This is a genomic window from Paenibacillus dendritiformis (genome assembly GCF_945605565.1).
Classification (GTDB): Bacteria; Bacillota; Bacilli; order Paenibacillales; family Paenibacillaceae; genus Paenibacillus_B; species Paenibacillus_B dendritiformis_A.
The window spans coordinates 3,828,399-3,853,445 of the sequence record NZ_OX216966.1; the positions used below are offsets into that span (position 1 = coordinate 3,828,399).

26 protein-coding genes are annotated in these 25,047 nt (G+C 55.8%); 14 read left to right on the plus strand and 12 right to left on the minus strand.

From position 1 onward, the window contains the following. Positions 1 to 30 precede the first annotated feature (30 nt). The 9 genes from NNL35_RS16925 to NNL35_RS16965 all read right to left on the minus strand — a co-directional run bounded on the left by NNL35_RS16925 (position 31) and on the right by NNL35_RS16965 (position 6,692). Entirely contained in the window at positions 31 to 852 is an 822-nt protein-coding gene (locus NNL35_RS16925) for a polysaccharide pyruvyl transferase family protein (protein WP_254553614.1), read from the minus strand. Then, on the minus strand, positions 800 to 1,072 hold the full coding sequence (locus NNL35_RS16930; RefSeq protein ID WP_254553615.1) for a hypothetical protein: 273 nt from the start codon (positions 1,070 to 1,072) through the stop codon (positions 800 to 802). Before NNL35_RS16930 ends, NNL35_RS16925 begins: the two co-directional genes overlap by 53 nt. Before the next feature lie 18 nt (positions 1,073 to 1,090). Next, a complete protein-coding gene (locus NNL35_RS16935; RefSeq protein WP_006677762.1) occupies positions 1,091 to 2,224 on the minus strand; it encodes a glycosyltransferase family 4 protein in 1,134 nt (377 codons plus the stop codon). Further along, positions 2,214 to 2,936 (minus strand): glycosyltransferase family 2 protein, encoded by a 723-nt coding sequence (locus NNL35_RS16940; RefSeq protein WP_006677761.1) that lies wholly within the window; start codon positions 2,934 to 2,936, stop codon positions 2,214 to 2,216. Before NNL35_RS16940 ends, NNL35_RS16935 begins: the two co-directional genes overlap by 11 nt. Positions 2,937 to 2,962: 26 nt before the next feature. After that, entirely contained in the window at positions 2,963 to 3,157 is a 195-nt protein-coding gene (locus NNL35_RS16945) for a hypothetical protein (RefSeq protein WP_254553616.1), read from the minus strand. A 16-nt stretch (positions 3,158 to 3,173) separates the two neighbouring features. Further along, positions 3,174 to 3,485 (minus strand): hypothetical protein, encoded by a 312-nt coding sequence (locus NNL35_RS16950; RefSeq protein WP_254553617.1) that lies wholly within the window; start codon positions 3,483 to 3,485, stop codon positions 3,174 to 3,176. 278 nt (positions 3,486 to 3,763) lie between these two features. After that, positions 3,764 to 4,642 (minus strand): sulfate ABC transporter permease subunit CysW, encoded by an 879-nt coding sequence (gene cysW, locus NNL35_RS16955; protein ID WP_006677758.1) that lies wholly within the window; start codon positions 4,640 to 4,642, stop codon positions 3,764 to 3,766. 80 nt (positions 4,643 to 4,722) lie between these two features. Continuing rightward, the gene (gene cysT / locus NNL35_RS16960) at positions 4,723 to 5,586 is read right to left on the minus strand and encodes a sulfate ABC transporter permease subunit CysT (RefSeq protein WP_006677757.1); all 864 of its coding nucleotides are present in this window, start codon (positions 5,584 to 5,586) and stop codon (positions 4,723 to 4,725) included. Between the two features lie 38 nt (positions 5,587 to 5,624). Beyond that, entirely contained in the window at positions 5,625 to 6,692 is a 1,068-nt protein-coding gene (locus NNL35_RS16965) for a sulfate ABC transporter substrate-binding protein (protein ID WP_006677756.1), read from the minus strand. A 379-nt stretch (positions 6,693 to 7,071) separates the two neighbouring features. On the opposite strand from NNL35_RS16965, the gene NNL35_RS16970 reads away from it, so the two are divergent. Next, positions 7,072 to 7,260: a hypothetical protein gene (locus NNL35_RS16970; RefSeq protein WP_138985645.1), complete on the plus strand. Its 189-nt coding sequence runs from the start codon at positions 7,072 to 7,074 to the stop codon at positions 7,258 to 7,260. 293 nt (positions 7,261 to 7,553) lie between these two features. Then, positions 7,554 to 10,091, plus strand: coding sequence for a DUF4855 domain-containing protein (locus tag NNL35_RS16975; protein ID WP_006677755.1), 2,538 nt, complete (start codon positions 7,554 to 7,556; stop codon positions 10,089 to 10,091). A 114-nt stretch (positions 10,092 to 10,205) separates the two neighbouring features. Here NNL35_RS16975 and NNL35_RS16980 read toward each other — a convergent pair whose 3' ends face one another. Then, positions 10,206 to 10,499: a YerC/YecD family TrpR-related protein gene (locus NNL35_RS16980; RefSeq protein ID WP_006677754.1), complete on the minus strand. Its 294-nt coding sequence runs from the start codon at positions 10,497 to 10,499 to the stop codon at positions 10,206 to 10,208. Between the two features lie 262 nt (positions 10,500 to 10,761). Between NNL35_RS16980 and hppD the strand changes: the two genes are divergently transcribed. From hppD to NNL35_RS17030, 10 genes are all read left to right on the plus strand, one after another. Next, the gene (gene hppD / locus NNL35_RS16985; protein ID WP_420798534.1) at positions 10,762 to 11,931 is read left to right on the plus strand and encodes a 4-hydroxyphenylpyruvate dioxygenase; all 1,170 of its coding nucleotides are present in this window, start codon (positions 10,762 to 10,764) and stop codon (positions 11,929 to 11,931) included. A 30-nt stretch (positions 11,932 to 11,961) separates the two neighbouring features. Next, positions 11,962 to 12,573 carry a flavin reductase family protein gene (locus NNL35_RS16990; RefSeq protein ID WP_006677752.1) on the plus strand — a complete coding sequence of 204 codons (612 nt, stop codon included), beginning with the start codon at positions 11,962 to 11,964 and terminating at the stop codon, positions 12,571 to 12,573. A 25-nt stretch (positions 12,574 to 12,598) separates the two neighbouring features. Then, complete coding sequence (locus NNL35_RS16995; RefSeq protein WP_006677751.1) at positions 12,599 to 13,534, plus strand: fumarylacetoacetate hydrolase family protein; 936 nt, start codon at positions 12,599 to 12,601, stop codon at positions 13,532 to 13,534. Positions 13,535 to 13,592: 58 nt separating this feature from the next. Next, positions 13,593 to 14,774: a homogentisate 1,2-dioxygenase gene (locus tag NNL35_RS17000; protein WP_006677750.1), complete on the plus strand. Its 1,182-nt coding sequence runs from the start codon at positions 13,593 to 13,595 to the stop codon at positions 14,772 to 14,774. Between the two features lie 37 nt (positions 14,775 to 14,811). Continuing rightward, on the plus strand, positions 14,812 to 15,540 hold the full coding sequence (locus tag NNL35_RS17005; RefSeq protein ID WP_040731951.1) for a CoA transferase subunit A: 729 nt from the start codon (positions 14,812 to 14,814) through the stop codon (positions 15,538 to 15,540). Further along, positions 15,537 to 16,211 (plus strand): 3-oxoacid CoA-transferase subunit B, encoded by a 675-nt coding sequence (locus NNL35_RS17010; RefSeq protein ID WP_006677748.1) that lies wholly within the window; start codon positions 15,537 to 15,539, stop codon positions 16,209 to 16,211. Before NNL35_RS17005 ends, NNL35_RS17010 begins: the two co-directional genes overlap by 4 nt. A 20-nt stretch (positions 16,212 to 16,231) precedes the next feature. After that, positions 16,232 to 17,350 (plus strand): histidinol-phosphate transaminase, encoded by a 1,119-nt coding sequence (gene hisC, locus NNL35_RS17015; RefSeq protein ID WP_006677747.1) that lies wholly within the window; start codon positions 16,232 to 16,234, stop codon positions 17,348 to 17,350. Positions 17,351 to 17,472: 122 nt separating this feature from the next. After that, complete coding sequence (locus tag NNL35_RS17020; RefSeq protein WP_006677746.1) at positions 17,473 to 18,639, plus strand: acetyl-CoA C-acetyltransferase; 1,167 nt, start codon at positions 17,473 to 17,475, stop codon at positions 18,637 to 18,639. A gap of 305 nt (positions 18,640 to 18,944) precedes the next feature. Continuing rightward, the gene (locus NNL35_RS17025; protein WP_254553618.1) at positions 18,945 to 20,000 is read left to right on the plus strand and encodes an LLM class flavin-dependent oxidoreductase; all 1,056 of its coding nucleotides are present in this window, start codon (positions 18,945 to 18,947) and stop codon (positions 19,998 to 20,000) included. Between the two features lie 252 nt (positions 20,001 to 20,252). After that, on the plus strand, positions 20,253 to 21,137 hold the full coding sequence (locus NNL35_RS17030) for an endonuclease/exonuclease/phosphatase family protein (RefSeq protein WP_006677744.1): 885 nt from the start codon (positions 20,253 to 20,255) through the stop codon (positions 21,135 to 21,137). A gap of 143 nt (positions 21,138 to 21,280) precedes the next feature. On the opposite strand, the gene NNL35_RS17035 is transcribed toward NNL35_RS17030, so the two are convergent. Continuing rightward, complete coding sequence (locus NNL35_RS17035; RefSeq protein ID WP_006677743.1) at positions 21,281 to 22,165, minus strand: LysR family transcriptional regulator; 885 nt, start codon at positions 22,163 to 22,165, stop codon at positions 21,281 to 21,283. Positions 22,166 to 22,333: 168 nt separating this feature from the next. Here NNL35_RS17035 and NNL35_RS17040 point away from each other — a divergent pair, with 168 nt between their 5' ends. Then, complete coding sequence (locus NNL35_RS17040; RefSeq protein WP_006677742.1) at positions 22,334 to 23,083, plus strand: SDR family NAD(P)-dependent oxidoreductase; 750 nt, start codon at positions 22,334 to 22,336, stop codon at positions 23,081 to 23,083. A gap of 312 nt (positions 23,084 to 23,395) precedes the next feature. After that, positions 23,396 to 24,370 carry an NAD(P)H-dependent flavin oxidoreductase gene (locus NNL35_RS17045; protein ID WP_006677741.1) on the plus strand — a complete coding sequence of 325 codons (975 nt, stop codon included), beginning with the start codon at positions 23,396 to 23,398 and terminating at the stop codon, positions 24,368 to 24,370. A gap of 90 nt (positions 24,371 to 24,460) precedes the next feature. Here NNL35_RS17045 and NNL35_RS17050 read toward each other — a convergent pair whose 3' ends face one another. Further along, positions 24,461 to 25,009, minus strand: coding sequence for a GNAT family N-acetyltransferase (locus tag NNL35_RS17050; RefSeq protein ID WP_006677740.1), 549 nt, complete (start codon positions 25,007 to 25,009; stop codon positions 24,461 to 24,463). Positions 25,010 to 25,047 lie beyond the last annotated feature (38 nt).

Consider the following 25,047-nt stretch of genomic DNA (forward strand, 5'->3'; position numbering starts at 1 on the left):
GCGGGATGGCCTCGCACGGTTCCTATTCATTTAAAATAAACGCTCCAGAAAAGGCTTTTCCAAGCTTGCGGTGACCGCTTGCCGGTGGCTGCCGATTTGGTTGATAATCGAAATCTTGTTGGCTTGCGCATAAGCGGCCGTGTCGCGAATACGATCGGCCAGCTGCGCCGCGTCCGTGGAGATGGCCAGTTGCGGAAGACCGATGGAATGGGTGAAATCGAACGATTTGAAACGGTACCCCAGGCAAATGAAAGGAACATCCGCCGCTGCAGACAGAACGTTGGCGTGAAGCTTGAAATTGATGGTCAGGTCAAACCGTTTCATCAGCTGCAAATATTTTTCATACGAATGCACTCCTGCATCATATACGACTTTGTCGGAAGCGCCGATCTTATTGCACAGCCGCTTGCATGCCTCCCGGTCCGGCCCCCATACCGGATACACATATATCTTGTAGCCTTCCTCGATGAGGAAGCGAGCTGCGGAAGCGACCTGATTCTCGACGTACGCTTCATCTTTGCCGTAAATCCGGTTATAGGAGGTGCCCCAATTGATGCCGATCCATCGTTCGCCGGTCTGATCGCCATCCGCATCAGACGCTGGCGGGGACGATAGCATGGCCGGATCGCCGCTGATCGTCACCCGATCCGTCGCGACGCCCATTTGCCGCATATATTCAAATGTCCACGGCCCGCGTACGCCGCAGTAGGCCGCATGATCGACAACTTCTTTCACCTTCAGGCAAAACTCTTTGCTTTCAGGAAGAGCACTGGAACCGAAGCTGAACGGGTTCAAGCGATCATGGCCGCTGCCCCAAATGATTACGCGCTTTTTTTTGTCGTACGGCTTCATGCAATATATCGAGATAGCCTGGGATGAGCAGGGAACCGCCCCCCATGACTACCGTGTCATACTTCGTCATGTCCTTGATGTCCACTCCGGGTACAGAGGGAATGACCTGGTATTCCTCCGGGCTCAAATGAAGCTTCGCCAATTGCTCGAACATAGCTCGCATCCATTCGTCGCCCAAATTATTGAATCCAATCCATGCTAGATACAATACTTTTTTCACGTTATTTTCACACTCCCGTCATTGGGTTCGGGCTTGAACGGCCGTATAGATTTCATCCATCCGCGCAACGATCTTTTGGATATCAAAATGCTTCAATGTCCATCTTCGGCCTTGCGTTCCGATTTCTTTGAGAGCGTCCCGATCGGCCAATGCTTTTTGCAATGATTCAGTGATGGCCTCTTCCGTCGCCTTGCATTCGGAATCATGGTCGCCGAAATAATAGTCCCACGCTTGTCCATATACAGATGGCTCGACAAGGCCGAAGAAGCCATGGTTGCCGATGGCCAGCACGGGCTTCCCGCAAGCCATCGCTTCGAGAGCAACCCGGCCGGTGCCGACTACAATATCCCCAAGGGCGTAATATTCACGGATCCTCGTCTGATTCCCGGCCATATGAATAAAGGTTTGTCCGGTATCATGATGAATGGTATTGACCATCTCATTAATTTCGGAGAATTGGATGCCATCGCCGACCACGACCAGATGCAAATTCGGCACCTCCGCTTTGCGCAGCCGTTCGGCGGCTCTTATCAACATCGTGCAGACTATAGCCTTGTCCCACGCCAGCCGGCTTGCATAGACGACAACGTTCGCATCATCCGGAATCTGGAGCGACTTCTGCAGTTCATGAGAGGGCGCGGGATAGAACTCCTCCGGGTCGACCCCGTTCGGCACTAGCAGGGAAGGTATCCCATGATGATGCAAATAGCGCTGCACAGGCTTGCTCACGCTGATGACCGCGTCGCTATGTTGAGACGTGCGGACAAGCTGTTCCTCGGGATAGTAAGCCCCGTGAACCGTAAAGACGACAGGTATGCCCAATTCTTTGGCGGCCATAGCCGCATACATTCCCGACGGCGTTTGATGCACATGGACGACATCGATTTTGCGGTAGCGCATGATCTGCTTCAAGGTGCGGAAGGTCTGCTTCAGCGAGCTGTCCAGCATAAAGGCGCCCGCTGTTAAATCGACGGCATGAATCGGGCATGCCGCTTGTGCGAAGGAATTGTACATGAGGCCGCCTGCTCCGGCGTATACCGGTTTAACTCCTAATGCTTGCAGCCCCTTAACTAGACTTAGCACATGGGTTTCCGTGCCGCCGACGGCCAAGCTATCCATCACCATCAGCACCCGGTAGCCTTTATGTCTCATTGCGCTTCAGCCGATCTTTTCCAAAGTATTTCCGGGACCGCTGATTCGGATGCCTGCGGTAATAATACAGGATGTCGGGTATATTTTCGATATTCAGGGGCTTCACGTTCAACGCTCTGGCTATAAATTCATAGTCCTCCGCACCTTCTATCCTCCTTGTATGCCCGCCGATCCGATCGAACAGCTTCCCCCGAAGCATGATGGTTCCATGGCATACACAGTGGCCGCCGTTGGCATATACTTTGCGTATTTGTTCTCCGTACCGGATCCAGCCCGCTTTTGATTTCTGTTCCAATTGCCCATGCTCGAACACTTCATAGTTGGTTCCCACCAGCTCGATTTCCGGGCGGCCCTGCAAAAAGGACACTTGCCGCTCCAGACGTTCATGATGTGAAATATCATCCGAGTCCTGGGCAGCGATATATTCTCCTGCAGCCGCATAGAAGCCGGTCGTCACCGCCCCGGCATAACCGATATTGCGGGGCAGGGGGACCGTAATAAACGTCCGGTCGGCGAGTTGCTCCCGATTGACTTGCAACCAGTTCTCCACTTGCAGCAAAGAATCGTCTGTCGAGGCATCGTCGACGAGAATGATTTCCCAGTTCGGATACGTTTGCCGTAAGATGCTATCCAAGCAATCTATCAAAAAAGCTGATTTGTTGTAGTTTGTTATCACGATGCTGACAAGACCGGGTATTCTTGGGCAGGTCATCATTTTCACCACCTCGTTCCAACTTGTTATGAGACAATGCGGACATAGGATACCATGTTGAGTTGAAAGATGGCATACTGTCCATTGTCATATCCCGTCAACCGGGAAGTGCGGACAGTCAGCTTCGTATCGTCGACGGATACGAGAACGCCTGTTGTCAAGTCCAATGCACTTGCCACCTGGACTTGTTTTCCGATCAAGGAACGGAGCTTTTCTTTCATTACAATCACCTTCCTCTTATTGAATTTGGAACGAGATAACTTGATTCAGATGCACGAGCACCATCGATCCATCCGACTCTCTAATTTCTGCATAGTCCTCTCCGACCTCGGTGATAATGCCTTCAATCGTTCCCCCGAACGAGGTCAATTCAACCTGGCGCTGAACGTATCTTTCGATCGATGGCTTAAGCGGAGAATCCGAGCCTCGGTTCCTTTCACTCCCTATCTCTTCCCGAATCGCAGTACGGAGTGCTTGAACGAGCTTGCTTGCTTGGAGCTCGTCCCCTGTGAGGGACTCCTTGAAGCCTTGCTTCATGAGTTGAGCCATTCCCTCAAAATATCGCTGCAACTCCTTTTCATTTACTTTCAATTTCATTAAATTTCACCTGCCTTTCATTTCCATATAATAGAGTATATTAAAAGGAGAATGCTTGACTAAACTTCTCTCTATCTTTTGGAAAATTTGTTCGTTTGAACGATAGAAATAGATGGGGAATGCGGCCTATCACGAAGCGAAGCCAAAGTCGAACCCAAATTTAGAGTTCACAAGATAATAGAAAAAAAGAACATCTATCGCAGATGTTCTTCGATAAGGCAGGATCGCACTCAGGTGCGCGTCCGCTCGAGCCACTGCTTCGCCGCAAGCGTGAGCAGCGCCAGGGCGACCAGCAGCGAGGCCGTGGCGAACGCGGCGGAGAACTGGTACTCGTTATACAGGATTTCCACATGCAGGGGGAGCGTGTTCGTCTCGCCGCGGATATGACCGGAGACGACCGATACGGCTCCGAACTCGCCCATGGCACGGGCGTTACAAATAATAATGCCGTAGAGAAGCCCCCATTTGATGTTCGGGAGCGTAATGTGGCGGAACATCTTCCATCCCTTCGCGCCAAGCGTGGCGGCCGCTTCTTCTTCCAGCCTGCCCTGAGCTTGCATGATCGGGATGAGCTCCCGCGCCACGAACGGAAAGGTGACGAACAGTGTGGCGAGCACGATGCCCGGGAGCGCAAACACGATCTGCACGTCATGCGCCGCCAGCCAGGAGCCGAACCAGCCGTGGGCGCCGAACAGCAGAATGAAGAGGAAGCCCGCAATGACCGGCGATACGGAAAAGGGCAGATCGATAAGGGTAATGAGCCATTGCTTGCCGCGAAAAGCGAACTTGGTCAGGCACCATGCGGCGGTGATGCCGAATATCGTATTCAGCGGCACGGCGATGAGGGCCGTGATCAGCGTCAGCCGGATGGCCGCCAGCGCGTCCGGCTCGGTCAGCGCGGCGAAGTAGACATCCGCGCCCCGCTTGAACGCCTGCGCGAAGACGGCCGCGAGCGGGACCAGCAGGACGAGACCGATGAAGCCGAGCGCGACGGCGATGAGCAGCCGGCGGACGAGCGGCGATTCGGTCGTGCAGCCGGCGCGGGGCGCAAGCTTGCGCGACGCTGGCGGCGGGGAAGGGGAGAGGGTAGCGGACTGAGGAGCGGCCATGCGTTAATCCTCCTTCGGGATGAAAGTAACGTGATAACGGGCGGATGCCAATGAATGAATCCGGCAGGCGTTCATGAGGTTCATAGCGAGGTCATGCGGCGAGCCGCCTTCCATTGCAGCGTATTGATAAGAAGCTGCAGCAGGAAGGACAGGATGAGCATGACGAGCGCGACGGCGGTGGCGCCAGCGTAATCGTACTGCTCCAGCTTGGTCATGATGAGCAGCGGCGCGATCTCCGTCTTGTACGGCATATTGCCGGAGATGAAGACGACCGAACCGTATTCTCCGATGCCGCGGGCGAAGGCAAGCGCGAATCCCGTTAGGAGCGACGGAAGGAGCTGCGGCACGATGATGCGTCGGAAGACGGTCAGCCGCTTCGCGCCGAGCGTGGCGGCCGCTTCCTCGACCTCCGTCTCCCACGACTCCAGCACGGGCTGAACGGTGCGGACGACGAAGGGGAGACCGATGAAGACGAGGGCGATCGCGATGCCGATCGCGGAGTAGGCGCTCGGGATGCCGAGCGCGTACAGCCATCGGCCAATCCAGCCGTTCTCGGCGTAGATCGTCGTGAGCGCGATGCCCGCCACCGCGGTCGGCAGGGCGAACGGCAGATCGATGATGCCGTCGATCAGCCGCTTGCCGGGGAACCTGTAGCGCACGAGCACCCAGGCGACGATAAAGCCGAACACGACATTGACCAGTCCGGCCGCGAACGCCGTCGCGAAGCTGATGCGGTAGGCCGCCAGCACGCGCTCATCGAAGACGGCAGCCCAGAAGCCGCCCCAGCTCAGCTCAAGCGACTTCAGCACGACGGCGGACAGCGGGATGAGCACGAGCAGCGACAAATAGCCGACGGTGAATCCGAGCGTGATGCGGAATCCGGGCAGAACCGCATACGGCTTGCCTTTATGCGGGGGGCGCTTTGGGGATGGTGTGGCAGTCATGGGGCATTGCCGCCTCCTTTTTCCGAGAGATTGAACGTTTACCGTTTATAGATTTCATCGAACAACGCGCCGTCGGCGAAATGCTTCTTGTGGGCCTCGGCCCAGCCGCCGAACTGCTCCTGGATGGTCAGCAGCTTCACTTTCGGGAAGCGCTGCTCGTACTTGCCGGCGACGGACTCCAACCGCGGCCGGTAATAATGCTTGGCTGCGATGTCTTGCCCTTCCTCGCAGTATAAATAGTTGAGGTATGCTTCCGCCGCCTCGCGCGTTCCCCGCTTATCCACGATCTCGTCCACGACGGCGACCGGCGGCTCCGCCAGAATGCTTAGGCTCGGCACCACGATCTCGAATTTATCCTTGCCCAGCTCGTTGGTGGCCAGGAACGCCTCGTTCTCCCACGAGATCAGGACGTCGCCGATGCCCCGCTCGACGAAGGTGGTCGTCGCCCCGCGCGCGCCGGAGTCGAGAACGGGCACGTTGCGGTAGAGGCTGCGCAGCCATTCTTTCGCCTGCTCCTCATCATTGCCGCTTGCCGCGAGCGCATACCCCCAGGCAGCAAGATAGTTCCAGCGCGCACCGCCCGAGGTCTTCGGATTCGGCGTAATGACCTGGACATCCGGCTTCACGAGATCGTTCCAATCGTGGATTCCTTTCGGGTTGCCCTTCCGCACGAGGAAGACGATGGTAGAATAATAAGGGGCGCTGTTGTCCTTCAAGCGCTCCTCCCAGCCGTCCTTGATCAGGCCAGCCTGTTGGATGGCATCGATATCATAGGCCAGGGCGAGCGTGACGACATCCGCCTGCAGCCCGTCGATAACGGATCGCGCCTGCTTGCCGCTGCCGCCATGGGATTGCTTCACCGTAATGGACTGACCTGTCTTTTTCTGCCAATAAGCCGCAAATGCTTTGTTATAATCCGCGTACAGCTCGCGCGTCGGATCGTAGGATACGTTCTGAAGCACAATCGGCTCCGTGCCATTGCCGTTTGTTCCGCTTTGCGCATCGGTCTTTGCGCTGCCGGCTCCGTTTCCGCAGGCGGCGGTCAGGCTCAAGGCCGCGACGAGTGCCCATAGCATCGCTTTTTTTCGGTATGGTCTGCCGTTCATCTTGCATGCTCCTCTCTCTCGGCCGCTTGCTGGCTCATCGCTGCCCCGTGTACAACCCGCAGCGTATGGTTTGTGCGCGCCACTTTTACTGCATAACTCCGATGGGACAACTTGGTTATTTGAGCGTATGCAAGTATGGTATCAGCCCTTTCGAGCGATAGTCAATAAAGATTTGCAGGGCTGCAACTTATTCCCATCATCGTCAAAAGGAGCGGTCATTTCCCTTGTAAAACCCTTCAAAGTGCTGCCCTTCCAGCGAAGGGAGGTCCGCTTTCATCCAAATTGCGCATTACGGAACAGAGGGCTTTTCTCCTCATGGATTCAATAGAAGCAAATCTATGTTGGAGCAAGAAAGTGAGAGATTAGCGCTATCGAGTGATTGGCGAGATTAAGTAACGGCCTCTATACGGAGCTGCTGGAGATGCTTGGCCACGCCCGGATGCCGTCCCGGCGCGTCAAACACCACCTCGGGGAGCTGCCCCGCGCCTTCGACGCGGCGGTGGCCGTCGCCAGGACGCCAGGTCATTCGGTTCCTCCCCAAGCTGTGGGATACGGCGGAGGCGATTAGGCGCGAGAACCCGGACATCGTGGAGAAATAACATTTTGCTGCCAGTCATGAAAGGGGAAGATCTTGCGGACATAGAAGGTAAACAACTGTATATAAAAGTCATAAGAAATCTCTTTCCTGCGGGGCAGACGGTCTTTTATTGTTATATTGAAGACGCTTACATACACGGCTTCGAAAGCTCCAAGACCTGTGCGTCTCCTGGAAGGGAGGGAATTGATATTGGTCGGGCGCGAGACTGTCGTGCCTTGAGAAGCGGCATGGGGGATTGTAATCCACACTCAGGAGGGAAAATGATGCTATCTTTGAAAAAGAGAATATCCCTGGCCTTATGCATGATCATGCTGTTCACCTTCATCCCGGTTCCGAATGCGCATGCGGCCGAGAACGAGCCGGAGCTGCGCAATCTGGCCAGGGACTCCACCTATGTATGGTCGGAGGCGCCGGATTACCGCTACCCGGATACCGGTAACAAGCTGACGGACGGCAAGACCGGCGGCACGAACGTGCTGGATCCGGCATGGACCGGACATTTGCAGAAGCAGACGCGGGAGATCGTATTCGATCTGGGCGAGGCGAAGTCGATCTCCAGCATCAAGTCACACTTCATTCAGGATTGGCCCGGATCGGCCATCCTGTTCCCATTGACGGTATCGATGTACGTCTCGAACGATAACGTGAATTGGGGAGAGGTATCCCACAAGGCGACCGAGCTGCTGTGGGTGGACGGTCCGCCCAAAGATCAGTACTATGTGTGGGACGGAAGCAAGGACGGCATTCCTTCGGCGGGACCAGACGCCAAAATGGCATATGCGCGGTACGTTAAAGTGATGTTCTCGATGCACCCAAAAGCCTGGACCTTCCTCGACGAGATCGAGATTATCGGAGCGGACGGCAAGCTGGAGGGCGCCAAGGAGGTGCCGGCCAAGTCGTTCGAATATTTGCGCCCGGGCGCGGACACGGCAGGAATCCGCAATCTGTCGCTCGTCTATAATGGGTACTACAGCGATGTGCCGGAATGGACGAAGGAGAATCTGATTCCGGAGATTGGATATGTCAATAAAGATGGCGAGCTTACGGACTGGTTCTTCGATGGCGTGCTGATGCTCGGCTTGAAGTCATCCGAAGGACGCGATTTCGGCTTGGACTCGCTCTTGCCGGACTGGAAATGGTATCTCGACAAAACCTTCAAGCCGCAAGGCGATATGAGCCAGTTGAATGAAGCGGTGAAGGAAGTCGGGCAGAAGTTGAATCAGCCGGACTACAAGATGAAGGTAGTGGCGATGATCCCGGTTCCGGCCGAGCATGTGACGGACTTCGGCGATGTGGACGGGGACGGCGTATCCGAGAACTTCAATGAAGGAGTCGTCGGCCGGGATCAGTCGTTGGCCAATCGGCAGAAGGCGGTCCGCTGGTGGATTCAGGAAGTTCTCAAGCGTTGGGAGGACAACAATTACTCCAACCTGGAGCTTGTCGGCCTGTACTGGCTGGATGAGTCGATTAGCACCAGCGAATCGGGTCCGGATTTCCTCCGCATGGTCAATGCCGACGTGCATGCGCAGGGCTTGACATCGTTCTGGATTCCGCACTCCATGGCGTATAAAGCCTATATGTGGAAAGATGTCGGGCTCGATGCGGCAGCATACCAGCCGAATTATTTCTTCGAGCCGTTGTCTATCGATCGCCTGGTGGATGGAGTCACAACGGCGAAGCGGTTCGGCATGGGCGTAGAACTCGAGTTCGACAACCGCATGCTGTCAGACGAGGCATTCCGCAAGCGGTTCCATGAATATCTCGACGCTGGCTATGAGTATGGCTTTGCAGGCCAAGACACGTTCAAGGCGTATTACAAAGGAAGCGGCCCGGTGCTGCACGATGCGGCGAACAGCCAGGATCCGCAAGTCCGCGAGCTGTATGACCGACTGTATCAATTCGCGAGCGGCCAAAACCCGGGCGGCAATACGGCGCCTGTAGCGTCGGACGCCTCGTTCCGCACAGCGGCCAATACCCCGGTAAGCGGCACGCTCACGGCTAACGACAACGACGGGGATGCGCTGACGTACAGCATTGTGGACAACGGCACGCAAGGCAAGGCCGTTGTAACGGATGCGTCGACCGGCGCCTTCACCTACACGCCGAATGGGGGAGAGACGGGCACGGACACGTTCACCTTCAAGGCGAATGACGGCCAATCGGATTCGAATATCGCCACCGTAACGGTCACCATCGATACGGCAGCGGCAGGATGGCAGACCCAATTGACTGGGGCTAGCAACGTTCAGCCTGGGGAGAAATTCACCGTAACGTACGGCTTGAACGGCGGCTCGCAGAACATCTATGCGCAGGATATTCGAGCCGAGTATGATCCGGCCTTTATGGAACTGGTGTCCGTCAAATCGGTTAAGAAAGGCATCAGCCTGATCGATAGCGACAAGAAGACGCCCGGCAAGCTGCATCTGATTGTGGCCAGCCAAGGCGCGGGCAACGCGGTTAACGGCACGGCGGATCTGCTGGAATTGACCTTCCGCGTGAAGAAGGAGATCGGTTCGAATACGGGCGTTATCTCTATCTCCAGCGCGGTGCTCGGCGATGAGCAGGGACGGGAAGCGCAGGCGACGCCCTCTTCGAAGACCATTCAAGCCGGGGCATCGCTTCCCGGGGATTACAACGGGGACGGCAAGGTAACCGTTGGCGATCTGGCTATCGTCGCCTCTCATTACGGCAAGACGAAGCACAGCCCGGATTGGGAGCAGGTGAAGCATATGGATGCGAACGGCAACGGAAAAATCGATGACCAAGATCTGGCCTTCATCAGCCGCAAGCTGATGAACTAGAAGGGGCCGACACGCGCTAAGCGCTTCTGCTTAGCATGTGTCGGCTTTTTTGCCGCCACGAACTCTGACCGTGACTGGAACGCGGAGAGCGCCGCATGCCCCGATTTTAGATTGCTATTGCTGTTCAAGCCTGCCTAGCATGAGCCGGTAACTTCCGTTGCCATCGTGCAGGATTCGTTTGACGCGTGAGATAATGGCCGTGCTTGCCCCGGTCTCCGCTTCAATCTCCATATACGTGCTGCCGTTCAACAGCATTTTGGCAACTTCCAGCCGTTGGGACAAGGCCTGCAATTCTTTTGGAGTCGTCAAGTCTTCGAAGAAATCATAACATTCCTCCATGCTTTGCAGCTTCATAATGACCTCCAGCAATTGCTCGATTGCCGGATCGCCGGAACGCTTGGCATACATATCGTCCTATCAACTCCAATTCGAAATGAATACCACGAATGCGCATACTCCTTATTTTTTTGACAAGAAGCCGCCTAATTCCTTCTGTTTGTTCAAAAAACATTCACAAATTCAAAAAAGAAGTCTGATGATTTTTTGATGCTTTAATTCGATATCGTAACGACGCGGTTCATTCCTGCTGTTTTCATGCGAATATGTGCCGCAGCGGCGATTCCGCCGTGCGTTGGAGCAGACTCGCGTTCGAGTACGCTTTTGCTAGATATTGGAATGCATCATATACTTTCAGTGGCAACAATCAAGCGATTGTAGGAGGGTGTTTATGAAAAAACAAGCGGTAACCGACAGAACGGAGCAAGAAATTTTCCCGATCCAGGACATCGACTACATTGAATTTTATACGGGGAACGCGAAGCAAGCGATGCACTATTTCGTCAAAGGGTACGGATTCCGCCCTATCGCCTATTCCGGCTTGGAGACCGGCAACCGGGAGCAAGTCTCGTATGTTGTCGAGCAGAACAAAATTCGGTTCGTTCTCTCCGGCGCTCTCTCCGACAGCCATCCGATTGCCGAATTTGTCAAATTGCACGGCGATGGGGTGAAAGATGTCGCATTGCGGGTCAGTAATGTTGAAAAGGCTTACAAGGATGCGGTCTCACGCGGCGGAATCGCCATAATGGAACCGGCTGAATATTCGGATGAGCACGGCAAGGTCAAAAAAGCGGTTATCGGCACGTATGGCGATACGATTCATACGCTGATAGAGCGGGACGATTATAACGGATTGTTCCTGCCGGGCTATCAGTCGATCGAAGACAGCCTTGCGAACCAGCCGGCCGGACTGATCGGCGTCGATCATGTCGTCGGTAACGTCGAGCGAATGGATGAATGGGTTACTTACTATGAAAAAGTGATGGGCTTCAAGCAAATGATTCATTTCGATGATGAGGATATCAGCACGGAATATTCGGCTCTCATGTCCAAAGTGATGCATAACGGAGGCAGAATCAAATTCCCGATCAACGAGCCGGCGACCGCCAAGCGCAAATCGCAGATCCAGGAGTATCTGGAATATTACAACGGCCCGGGCGTGCAGCATCTTGCCCTGCTGACGAACGACATCGTCTCGACCGTGACGGCGCTCCGCGCGAACGGGGTAGAGTTCCTCGGCACGCCGGATTCCTACTACGATATGCTGACGGAACGGGTAGGACGGATCGATGAGGATATCGCCAAGCTGAAGGAACTGAAAATTTTGGTCGATCGCGATGATGAAGGCTATTTGCTGCAGATCTTCACGAAGCCGCTTGTCGACAGACCGACGCTGTTTTTTGAGATCATTCAGCGCAAAGGAGCCGTCGGCTTCGGCGAAGGCAATTTCAAGGCCTTGTTCGAATCGATCGAACGGGAGCAGGAACGCCGCGGCAACTTGTAGACCCGCGCCGCAGGAAGGAGTAGAAGCCGCATGAATATTGCACCGCACGAGCTGCACTGGAGAGACGCTTACAAGCTGATGATAGGCTCCATCCTGCCGCGTCCGATTGCGTTTGTATCCACGATCGATCCGTACGGTACGCCGAATCTGGCTCCGTTCAGCTTCTTCACGGCCATCTGCGCGGAGCCGCTTCTGATCTGCTTCGCTCCGATGCGCCGGGGGACGGATGGCCGCAAGAAGGATACGCTTGTCAATATTGAAGCGACCGGCGAATTCGTCGTCAATATCGTCGGGGAACGGATCGTCGAGCCGATGAATGAGACCGCCGCCGAATTCGATCCGGAGGTGGATGAGTTCCAGGCGGCGGGCCTGACCCCGATCCCGAGCCAGGTCATTCGTCCTTACCGGGTGCAGGAAAGCGCCATCCATATGGAATGCGTGCTCCATGATATCCTTCATTTCGGCGATCAGCCGGGCGCCGGCAGTCTCGTCATCGGCAAGGTCGTGCTGATGCATATAAGCGACGAGCTGTACGCCGACGGCAAAATCGACATGGAGAAGCTGCTTCCGATCGGACGCATGGCCGGCCATGTCTACACCCGGGCCGTCTCCGACACATTTATGCTGGAGAGAAAAAAGTAGCGGCATACGGAAAGCGGGAGGTTCTATGAAGTTCGTGACATTTGACACCGGCACAGGCGAGCCGCGTTCCGGATGGCTCAGGGAAGGCTGCGTCGTCGACATGCAAGCCGCCAGCGAAGGGCGGCTGCCTGGCGAGATACTGGAACTGGTGCGCCATCATGAGGACTATATGGAGGAAGCAGGGCGGATCGACCGCAGCCTTGGCCCGGATGCGGAGTCGATGCTCGCGCATGCGGGCGTCTATCCTGCATCCGATGTCGCCCTGCTCGCGCCGATCCCGAAGCCGCCGAGCGTGCGCGATTTCTATGCCTTCGAAGCGCATGTGATCGCGGCCAGGCGGCGCCGGGGGCTCGATATCGTTCCGGAATGGTACCAGTTCCCGGTGTTCTATTTCAGCAACCATCAGGCCATCGCCGGCCCGGACGCGCTCATCCGCAGACCGGCCGCCTCCACCGCCTTGGATTACGAGCTGGAAGTGGCCTGTGTCATCGGCAAGGAAGGACGCGATATCGGGGCAGAAGAAGCGGACGCCTATATTTTCGGTTACTGCATCATGAACGACTGGAGCGCGCGTGATCTTCAGCGGGAAGAAGTCAAGGTCGGCCTCGGCCCGGCCAAGGGCAAAGATTTCGCCACGTCGCTCGGTCCGTATCTGGTCACCAAGGACGAGCTGGAACGCTATCGCGCCGGCGGGCGCCACGAGCTGGAGATGGCGGCTCGCGTCAACGGCGCCGAGCTGTCGCGCGGCAATCTGCGCGACCTCCACTATACGTTCGGGGACATGATCGCGCGGGCTTCGGCTGACGCCACGCTGTACCCCGGCGATATTATCGGATCGGGCACGGTCGGGACCGGCTGCATTCTCGAGCTGGGACCGGAAGTACACCGGTGGCTGGAGACCGGCGATGTCGTCGAATTGGAAGTAACGGGACTCGGCCTGCTGCGCAACACCATCGGTTGAATCGGCGAATAAGCCGCGATTGACCGGTACTGAATTGAGAGAGAGGAGGATTCATGTCATGGCCTATTACCGCCGCATGGGAGACATTCCGGGCAAAAGGCATACGATGTTCCGCAAGCCGGACGGCACCCTGTACCGTGAGCAAGTCATGGGAACGAAGGGCTTCTCCGGCATTCAGTCGATCTTGTATCATCATCATCCGCCGACGGCTGTCGGCAAGGCGGAGGTGCACGCCGCCTTCGACATTGAATTCGAAGAGCAAGGTGCGCTGCGCCACCGTCATCTGCTGACCGGCGACTGCACGGATACGGGCGATGCCGTCGCGGGCAGACGCTATATGCTGGGCAACGAGGACTTGCTCATTGCCATTGCGAACGTCGATCAGCCGATGGATTATTTCTACCGGAACGGGGACGGGGACGAGCTGTTGTTCGTGCATGAAGGGGAGGGGACCGTCGAGACGATGTTCGGCACCCTCCGTTACCGGCCGGGGGATTATATTGTCATCCCGATCGGCACGATTTATCGCGTCACTCCCGAACCGGGGCGTACGAAGCTCTTGGCCGTGGAGACGAACAACTGGATTACGACACCGAAGCGCTACCGCAACTCGCATGGCCAGCTTTTGGAGCACAGCCCATTCTGCGAGCGGGATTTCCGCGGTCCGGAGAAGCTGGAAACGTATGCCGAGCTCGGCGAGTTCGAGGTGAGGACAAAGTCTAGGGGATATATCCACCTGCATATGTTTAATCATCACCCGTTCGATGTCGTAGGCTGGGACGGGTATTTGTATCCGTGGATTTTTAACATAGCCGATTTCGAGCCGATTACGGGCCGCATTCATATGCCGCCGCCGATTCATCAGACCTTCGAGGGGAATAACTTCGTCATCTGCTCCTTCGTTCCCCGGTTATACGATTATCATCCCGAGGGGATTCCGGCCCCTTATTTCCACAGCAACGTAGACAGCGACGAGGTGCTCTATTATGTCAGGGGCAACTTCATGAGCCGCAAGGGCGTGAAGGAAGGCTCCATCACCTTGCATCCGTCGGGCATTCCGCACGGTCCGCATCCCGGCAAGATCGAAGATAGCATCGGCAAAAAAGAAACTACGGAGCTTGCGGTCATGATCGATACGTTCCGGCCGCTGCGCGTCGTCAAGCAGGCGCTGTCGTACGAAGATGACCAATACATGTACAGCTGGTGCGCCGGCTCGCCGGAAGCGTCGCGCAGCGTGTAAGAGACGGTGCGCTAAGCTGATGAAAGGGGCACATGGCATGAAGGATGGGAAAGTCGTGCATTCCGCTGCCGAGGCGATACAAGGCATTCAGGACGGCGCCACCTTGCTAGTAGGCGGATTCGGCCTGTGCGGTATCCCCGAGCTGGCCATCGCGGCGCTGAGGGACAGCGGGGTGAAGAATCTTACCGTCGTCAGCAACAATTGCGGCGTGGACGACTGGGGGCTCGGTCTTCTGCTCGCGAACCGCCAGATCAAGAAGATGATCTCCTCCTATGTCGGGGAGAACAAAATATTCGAGCGCCAGCTTCTGAGCGGCGAGCTGGAGGTGGAGCTCGTTCCGCAGGGCACGCTGGCCGAGCGCATTCGCGCGGGCGGAGCCGGCATCCCGGCTTTCTATACCGCGACGGGTGTCGGCACGCCGGTGGCGGAAGGCAAGGAGCATAAACAGTTCAACGGCCGCACATACATGATGGAAGAGGCGATTGTCGGCGACTTTGCGTTCGTGAAGGCGTGGAAGGGGGATACGCTCGGCAATCTGGTCTACCGGAAGACGGCCCGGAACTTCAATCCGCTGGCAGCGGCGGCGGGCAAAATTACGATTGCTGAAGTGGAGGAACTGGTCGAGCCGGGACAATTGGATCCGAATCATATTCATACGCCCGGCATCTATGTGCAGCGGGTGCTCCACGGGACCGGATATGAGAAACGGATTGAACGGCGCATCGTGCAGCCGGCGGCGCGGCAAGGAACGGGGGGATTCGCATGAGTGACGCACGCCAGGCCATCGTCCGGCGCGCCGTGCTGGAGATTGCGGACGGGATGACGGTCAATCTCGGCATCGGCATGCCGACGCTCATCGCCGGCATCATACCGCCGGAATTCAATGTCATGCTCCATTCCGAGAACGGCCTGCTCGGCCTCGGCCCGTACCCGCAGGAAGGGAGCGAGGATCCGGATCTGATTAATGCGGGCAAGGAGACGGTGACCGCCGTGCAGGGCGCCTCCTATTTCGACAGCGCCGAATCGTTCGCCATGATCCGGGGAGGACATATCGATCTCGCCATCCTGGGCGGGATGGAAGTATCGGAGAAGGGCGATCTGGCGAATTGGATGATCCCCGGCAAAATGATCAAGGGCATGGGAGGCGCCATGGATCTGGTGAACGGCGCCCGGCGCATCGTCGTCATTATGGAGCATGTGAACAAGCACGGCGAACCCAAGATCAAGCGGGAATGCAGCCTGCCGCTGACAGGCAAGCGAGTGGTCGACCGGTTAATTACCGATTTGGCCGTGTTTGATTTTACCGAAGAAGGCATGGTCTTGATCGAGACGCAGCAGGGAGTTGACGTGGAAGAGATACGGCACAAAACCGAGGCGCCGTTCCGGGTAAGTCCCGCGTTGAGCGCGGGGAACGCGGCGCCCCGGGCATCGGAGTAAAGGGGTAAGGAGGATGGTCTATGCAAGTCTCTGTCAAGATTCCGACGAGAAAAGAAATCAAACCGTTAGGCGTATACGTGCCTGGCAAACCGATTGAAGAGGTAAAAAGGGAGTTCGGCCTTACTGACATTATCAAGCTCGCGTCCAATGAAAATCCGTACGGCTGCTCGGAGCTGGCTACCCAAGCCGTCGTGCGCGAAATGGAGAAATGCGCCCTGTATCCGGAAGGCACCGCCCCTGAATTGGCGGCGAAGCTGTCCGCGCGTCTTGGCGTGGCGCCTGAATATTTCATTATCGGCAATGGGTCCGACGAGATCATTCGCTTATTGACGCGGAGCTATATTGCAGCAGGGGACGAAGCAATAATGGCCGATGTCACGTTCTCCCGCTACGAGACGAACGTCCTCATCGAGGGCGGCGTTCCGGTCACGGTGCCGCTTATCGACGGCGTTCATGATCTGGCTGGCATGCTGAAGGCGATCGGCAGCAGGACGAAGATGATCTTCGTATGCAATCCGAACAATCCGACAGGGACGATCGTGGGGCGCAGCGAGCTGCTTGCCTTCATCGAGCAGGTGCCGAGCCATATTATGCTGGTCATCGACGAGGCTTATTATGAATATGTGTCCGATCCGGACTACTTGCAGACCGTGCCGCTGCTTGCCAGTCACCCGAATCTGGTCATCCTGCGCACGTTCTCCAAAATATACGGTCTGGCGGCGCTGCGGGCAGGTTACGGCATGATGCATCCGAGCATCGTGCAGGAGCTGATCAAAGTGAAGGAGCCGTTCAACTCGAATCGGATGGCGCAAGCCGCAGCTATCGCCTCATTGGACGATGCGGCGTTCGCCGCGGACTGCGCGCGGCGGAATGAGGCGGCGAGAACGAAGCTGGTCTCGGAACTAAAGCAGCTGGGACTGTCCTGTTATCCTTCGCATGCCAATTTCCTGATGGTGAAGCTGGGCCGATCCGGAGATGACGTCTTCCACTCCTTGCTGGCGCAGGGCGTGGTGGTGCGCGCGGGCAGCCTGCTCGGCTATCCGGACACGATCCGCGTATCCATCGGAACGGAGCAGGATAACCAGGTGTTCATCGAGGCCCTGCGGCATATTGTTGCTCCTGGCGGCAAGCCGGCGTGAACGAAGCGGGAGGCATTCTCTTGCCTGTCTATTATCTAGTGCGTTGGGTCTTTGATGATCTATTGCACAGCGTCTTTGATAATCTTGCATAGCGGAATGGGGGTGACGTTCTGACGGACATCGTGATTGCAAGTGCCGTACGGACGCCGATCGGCGCGTTCATGGGCGGATTGAGCGAAGTGCCGGCTGTCGAGTTGGGAGCGCTGGTCATCGCGGAAGCGCTGCAGCGGGCCGGGGTTCGCCCGGAAGCGGTGCAAGAGGTGATGATGGGCAATGTGCTGCAGGCGGGCATCGGCCAAGGCCCCGCTCGCCTGGCCGCGATGAAGGCGGGCCTGCCCTGTGAGGTGCCGGCCGTAACGATCAATAAAATATGCGGCTCGGGGTTGAAAGCGGTCATTATGGCCGCGCAGGCCATCAAGGCGGGCGATGCCGATCTCATCGTCGCCGGCGGCATGGAAAATATGTCGATGGCGCCTTATTTGCTGGCGCAAGGAAGAGCCGGATATCGGCTGGGGGACGGCGTGGTCGTGGACAGCGTCCTCAAAGACGGGCTTACCTGCTCGATCTGCGGCATCCATATGGGGCAGACCGCGGAAAATATCGCAGCGAAATATCGGATTGCAAGGGAAGAGCAGGATGCCTTTGCCTTGACGAGCCAGCAGAGAGCCCGCGAGGCATGGGAGCGCAGCGAGTTCTCCGCCGAGATCGCGCCGGTGGAGATTCGGACCAAAAAGGGCTTATCGAGGATCGAAGCCGATGAACATCTTCGTCCGGATGTGACGGCCGCTGGCCTGGGGCGGCTCAAGCCTGCCTTCCAGCCAGACGGCACGGTCACGGCCGGCAATGCCTCCGGCATTAACGACGGGGCGGCGGCGCTTGTTGTCTGCTCCGGCCGCATAGCGAAGCAGATGGGGCTGCCGGTGCTCGCGCGCATCCGCGCCTACGCCTCCACGGGCGTAGACCCGGCCTTGATGGGCATGGGCCCTGTATCGGCCGCGCAAGCGGCAGTGAAGAAGGCGGGGATGTCGCTTGCGGATATTGATGTGGCGGAATTGAATGAAGCATTTGCCGCCCAGGCGATCGCCGTCATCCGCGAGCTCGGGATCGATCCGGCGATCGTCAATGTGAACGGCGGCGCCATTGCGCTCGGGCATCCGATCGGCGCCAGCGGCGCGCGCATTCTCGTGACGCTGCTGCATGCGATGAAGCGCAGGCAGGCGGCCACCGGACTTGCCGCCCTGTGCGTCGGCGGCGGTCATGGCGTCGCTGTTGTCGTCGAGCAAATGTAACATATAGAATAGGGAGCACCTCCGATCTTCTTGGGTCGGAGGTGTTGTTGTGTGATCGCAAGGCACAGTAGGGGCAGCTGCCTTACTGTGTGGAGCATGGGATTTCAGAAGCTGCATTTCCTCATCAAGATGGAGTTGCTGCAGTTCAGGGTTCCATGTCATGTGGAACTCGATTTTTTATACAGAAAATAATTGAAAATTACAAGAATAACCTATGAAATAATGAAAATAAGTGATAAATTAATATACCGTCTGTAGTGTGCGTATTATGAACATGATCATCAATGGAAAAGAGGAAATGGATAGTGGAACTAGGTATAAGCACGTTTGTCGAGACAACACCTGATGTCAACACGGGAACAACGATAAGTCACGCGGAGCGGCTGCGTGAAGTAGTGGAGGAGATTGTTCTCGCGGATCAGGTAGGACTGGATGTATATGGGGTAGGTGAGCATCATCGTCATGATTTTGCGGCATCATCTCCTGCGGTTGTATTAGCTGCTGCAGCATCTAAAACAACGAAAATTCGGCTGACGAGCGCTGTCATGATTTTGTCATCTGCTGATCCCGTACGTGTATTTCAAGATTTCGCAACACTTGATGGCCTGTCTAACGGACGGGCGGAGATTATGGTCGGCCGAGGCTCCTTTCTCGAATCATTCCCATTGTTCGGTTACGATCTGGACGATTATGAAGAGCTGTTCGAGGAGAAGCTGGAGCTGCTGTTGCACATTCAGAAGTCGGAGAAAGTAAGCTGGAGCGGGAAGCATCGCCCTGCGATTCAGGATCTAGGCATATATCCGCGCCCCGTACAGGATCCTTTGCCGGTCTGGATTGGAAGTGCAGGAAGTCCGGAATCCGCGATTCGTGCAGGGGCATTGGGACTTCCATTTGTTCTCGCCATTATCGGAGGAGTGAAGCCGCTCGACTACGCTTCACAGGTTGAGCTGTACAAGAAAGCGGCTGCTGAAGCTGGTCACGATGTAACCCGTTTGCCAATTGCTTCTCATTCTCACGGTTTTGTTGCGAAGAATCAAAAGCAAGCAATCGAAACGTTCTTCCCGTCTACATTTTCAAGAACGAACGTGAGAGCCGCTGAAAAAGGGGCGCCCCCGTACACGCGAGCGGACTACGATGCGGCCTGCAGCTTGGAAGGTGCCCTATATGTTGGCGACCCGGAAACGGTAGCCCAAAAAATTATTCATCTTCGCAAGCATGTTGGCGTCACCAGATTCATGTTACATATGCCGCACGGTACAATGCCTCATGAAGAGGTCATGGAAGCGATACGGCTCTTCGGAACGGAAGTAGCGCCTCGTGTAAGAGAAGAGGTAGCACGTTGGGAGCAACATCATTGTTGAGCTAGATTCGAATAGGCGCTGCCTGAATGAGGCAGCGTCTGTTTATCGTCTTTTTTGTTATAAGCAGAATGAAATCGCCGTTGTCGTTCCGCTATTCAGTTCAGGGGTAAATGCTGCCCGCTCTAAGCCGCAGCGCTGAAATTTATGGGAGGGGCAGTTCCAATCGGGGATCGGGTGAGATAGAATAGAAGAGTGCAGCCTGCACCAACCATCGCAAATCGAACGCCACATCGCCAAGAGGAGTGAAGAGTTATGATGCTACATAATGAGAACCAATCATTGCGATGCATGTCTTTTAACATTCGGTATGGTAGCGATAACATAGAGGATGGGGATCAGAGATGGAGCCGCAGGGCGGATATGGTCGCCAGCATGATTCGCTTTCACCGCGCGGATACGGTCGGCCTCCAGGAAGCGCTCCGCCATCAGATTGCCGATTTGGAACGCATGCTGCCTGATTTCGGCTGGGTAGGCAAGGGCAGAGACGACGGCGCCGACGGAGGGGAATTTTGTGCCGTAATGTACCGCAAGAGTCGTTTGGAGCCGCTCGACCATGGGACATTCTGGCTGTCCGAGACGCCGGAGGCTCCCGGTCGCCTTGGCTGGGATGCCGCTTGCCCGCGCATCGTGACGTGGGTTCGATTTGAGGATAAGCTGACGGGAACGCGGTTCATTCATTTCAATACTCATTTCGATCATGTAGGGACTGTAGCGATGGAGCAGAGCGCGCACTTGCTGTTGAACCGGATCGCGGCCCGGGAAGAACGCTGCCCTGTCATCGTCACAGGGGACTTCAACTGCGCCGAATCATCCGTGCCGTACGGCATCCTTACCGGAGCCGGAGCCGGCTCCGGCGCGTTGCGGGACGCGCGCTACGCGGCGCAGCATCCGCACTTCGGACCGTCGTTCACGTTCCACGGCTTTCAGCTTCAGCGGCTGATCGAATGCCTGTACCGTGACGGCGAATGCTTCAAGGGCGATAATGGGGAGGATCTTGACTCGCCGATCGATTATATTTTCGTCAATGAGCAGGTTCGCGTGCTGCAATACGGGGTTCTGGCAGATCAGCAGAACGGCCGCTTCCCTTCGGATCATATGCCGGTTGTGGCCGATATCCTGTGGTCTGAGCAGCAGTAGCAGAAGAGACGGCAAATCCACGACTGTTCACGCGACTGGCAATAAGGGCAATCCCCGGCGCAGTCTTTAGACGTCCGCAAGAAGGGCGCAGGACGAACCGGGGACTGCCTTTTATTATGCAGCCGCAGCATCGCGAATGAGGATTAGAGCTCGGCTTGAAGCCTGTTCAGAAACCGCTTTGCCGACCGTGCGATATGCTTCTCCTCCGGATGGACCCATCCGTAATAAACCGGTTCGGTAGCGGGAGATTCCAGTGGCAGCGTGATGATATGCTCTCCGTCTTCCTTGAACGAATAATCGAGTCCGATCGTCACCGCGATGCCTTCCTTGACCGCATTGTAAATCGCCTGCGTATTGTTGCTGATGAACAGAATATCCACCTCGCCATAGGCCGCGACGAACTGATTCATGAAGTCTCGGATATGCTCGTCGTCATACAGCACGAACGTCTGCTTCGCTAATTTATCGGGCGTTATCGCGCTTTCCAGACGAAGAGGGGACTGCTCATTGACGCCAACGACCATTTTGCCTTCCAGGAGCCGTTCGAAGGCAAGGCCGCGTTGTTGATGGAGCAGGCTTTCCGACAGTGCGATTAATCCAATGTCAATCTTTTCATGCTTCAGCAGCTCCAATATTTCCTTCGGGCCCTTCTCCATAATTTCAACCTTCACTCCCGGATAATCCCGCTTGAAGCCAGAGACGACATGCACCAGCAGATGCATCGGTCCCGGTATGGTGGCGATTCGCAATTGTCCGCTCAAGGCGTCGCTGTAGGATTGGGCTTCGGCCCTAAGATCATGGAGCGCGACCAGCGCTTCATTCGCCTTGGCGATAAGGGCTCTGCCTTCCGGCGTCGGGACGGCCCCCAGTCCTCGCGAGCGGTGGAACAGGCTGACGCCCCATTCCGATTCGAGCAGGGAGATGGACTGGCTTATCGCCGACAGCGTGACATGCGATTGCTCCGCCGCTTTCGTAAATGATCCGGTTTTGGCCACTTGGACAATGTATTCGAGTTGTTCGAGATTCACAGGCTTCCACCTCTTATTAAGCATTACTTAACTATATATTAGTTTATATAAATTTTAGTTAATAACAAGCGGTGCTACAATAGGGGCATCAGAGGATGCTTGAAGTCAATGAGCTTTCTCACAATTCAGCAATTCAGTTCTAAATGACAACATAGGGAGGAACGAAGCATGACGGAGAACAGAGTAGCAATCATCACTGGCGGAGCAAGCGGGATTGGCAAGGAAACGGCGCTGAAGTTCGCGCGGAAGGGCGACCGCGTCGTGGTCGCGGACTTCAATGAACAAGCGGGACAAGCCACGGTCGATCTGATTCGGGAACAGGGCGGACAAGCCATCTTTGTCAAGACGGATGTATCCAAGCTGGAAGAGGTGGAGGCCTTGGTGGACAAGGCGGTTGAGACGTTCGGCCGCATTGATGTCATGTTCAATAATGCCGGCATCGGACGGGTTACGCCGGTGCTTGACCAGAATGTGAAGGATTATCATGATGTCATCAACGTGAATCAGCACGGAGTAGCCTATGGGATTATCGCGGCCGGGCGCAAAATGAGAGAGCTGGGCATCAAGGGCGTCATTATCAATACCGCCTCGGTATTCGGCTTCCTGGCTTCGCCGGGAACGTTCGCTTACCACGCGACGAAGGGCGCCGTCATCATGATGACCAAGTCGGCGGCGCTAGAGCTGGCGGCTTACGGCATTCGCGTCGTGGCGGTCGCGCCGGGCGCCGTCGATACGCCGATTATTCAGGGCTACAAGGATAGCGGCATGTTGGAGGAGATGAAAGCCAAAGTTATCGGCAACAAATTGACGCAGCCGGAGCAAGTGGCCGATGCGGTCTATTTGATGTCTCTCGAGGAAGCCAGCGCGATCAACGGCAGTGTCGTGATGGCGGATGAAGGGTATGCTTCCTTTAAATAAACAGAACGCAGCGGTATTCCGATTGCAACCATAGGATAGCTGAACATAAGCGCTGAGCCTTCCAATCCGATAGGCTCGGCGTTTTTTCTACTCGATCTGGCGGTGATGAGGAGTGGCGCCATAAGACACATGTGATAACGGGAAGATCAGGATCGTATAATTGAAATAACTGGTCATTATTGGTAATCTGTAGAGAGGAGTGTCTTGCACCAGCACCTTTTCTGCTTATTTTTTCTGCCTTCGATGACAAATCAACAGAATAGGTTATTAGAGAGACAGTACTGTACAGAAATGGTTGAAGGGATGAGGAACATGTCGCAACAGCAATTCGCACGGATAAAAGAGCGGCTCGCAGTGCCTGTGATTGCCGCTCCGATGTTTCTGGTATCAAGTCCGGAAATGGTGATTGAAGGCTGCAAAGCCGGTATTATCGGCTCGTTCCCGCTGCTGAACGCCCGTACGACAGAAATTTTGGAAGAGTGGATGGAGCGGATTACGCAAGAGCTGGCCGCAGCCCGGGAAGAAGACACTGCACAGCCCGTGGCTCCCTGGGCGGTAAATCTGATCGTGCACCGGACGAACAAACGGTACGAGACTGATCTCGATCTGATCAAGAAGTTCCAGCCGCCGATTGTGATTACATCGCTCGGGAATCCGCAGCCCGTTGTCGACATCGTGCATGAATATGGCGGGCTTGTTTTTTCCGATGTGATCAATCTGACTCACGCGAGAAAAGCAGCCAATACGGGAATTGATGGCTTGATTCTCGTGTGCAACGGCGCCGGCGGACATGCGGGAACGCTCAACCCGGTTGCTTTTCTGAGCGCGGTACAAGAATTCTGGAATGGCATTACGATTGTAGCCGGATGCATCTCTCGCGGGCAGGACATTGTCGCGATGGAGGTGCTCGGCGCCGATATGGTCTATATGGGGACGCGCTTTATCGCAACGGCCGAGACCTTTGCAAGTGAAGCTTATCGAAGCATGCTCATGGCATCGAATGCGGAAGATTTGATTTATACGGATGCATTTAGCGGCGTCCATGGCAATTATCTCGCTCCCAGCATTCGCAATGCAGGGCTTGATCCGAACCAATTGCAGAAGAAGGACACGATGGATTTCTCTTTTGCGCAAGTCAGCGAAGCAAAGGCATGGAAAGATATTTGGTCGGCCGGGCAAGGCGTGGGGGCGATCAAGCGGACGGCGCCCATTGCCGATGTCGTCGCCGAGCTGCGGGAGGAGTATGAGCAAACCTACGCTTCTCTCGTCTCAGCCCGCAAGGGCTGACATGTAGGCCAAGTGATGCTGGCCGCAAATGTATTGGCAAGCGGAAAGGGGCGGTCAGCCCCTTTTCTGTCGTTACGGGCTTCCAGGTTACTATAGATACAGCTCTTGAAACTCTTCCTTGGTCATGCCGAAATAGACTTCGTCATAATATTGCCCGCCCGTATAAATCATCCTTCTTAATCTTCCTTCTTCCTTAAATCCCAGCTTGCGATGCAGATTGATCGACGCCTCGTTGAAGGAGTACACATTTATGGTCGCCTTCTCGTAGCGCAGCTCCAGGAAGTAATGCTTCAGCACGGTGATAATCATATCTTTCGCGTAGCCTTTGCCCCTGTAGGCGGGCAAGACGGTTATGCCGTAATCAAAGGTCCCGTTTTTGGAATCGCAGCCCGCGACTTCGATCGTTCCGACCACATTTCGATCCTTATCTTCCGCAATCCAGAAGAAATCATCGCTGTCTTTGGATGCCCCCTGCGATACTTGTTCCATCCACTCCTCGATTTGCGCCTTCGTTCGCGGAAACGCGATCGAATCATGACTTTGGAGGATGGCATCGTCCAAGTCTTCAAAGACGTGAGTATCTTCTGTGTCGGGAGCGCGAAGCTGTACGGCGGCGCCCTTCCAATATGTAATGTGCATGTTCCTTGCTGCCTCCTGTATGTCTATGTACGGATGAT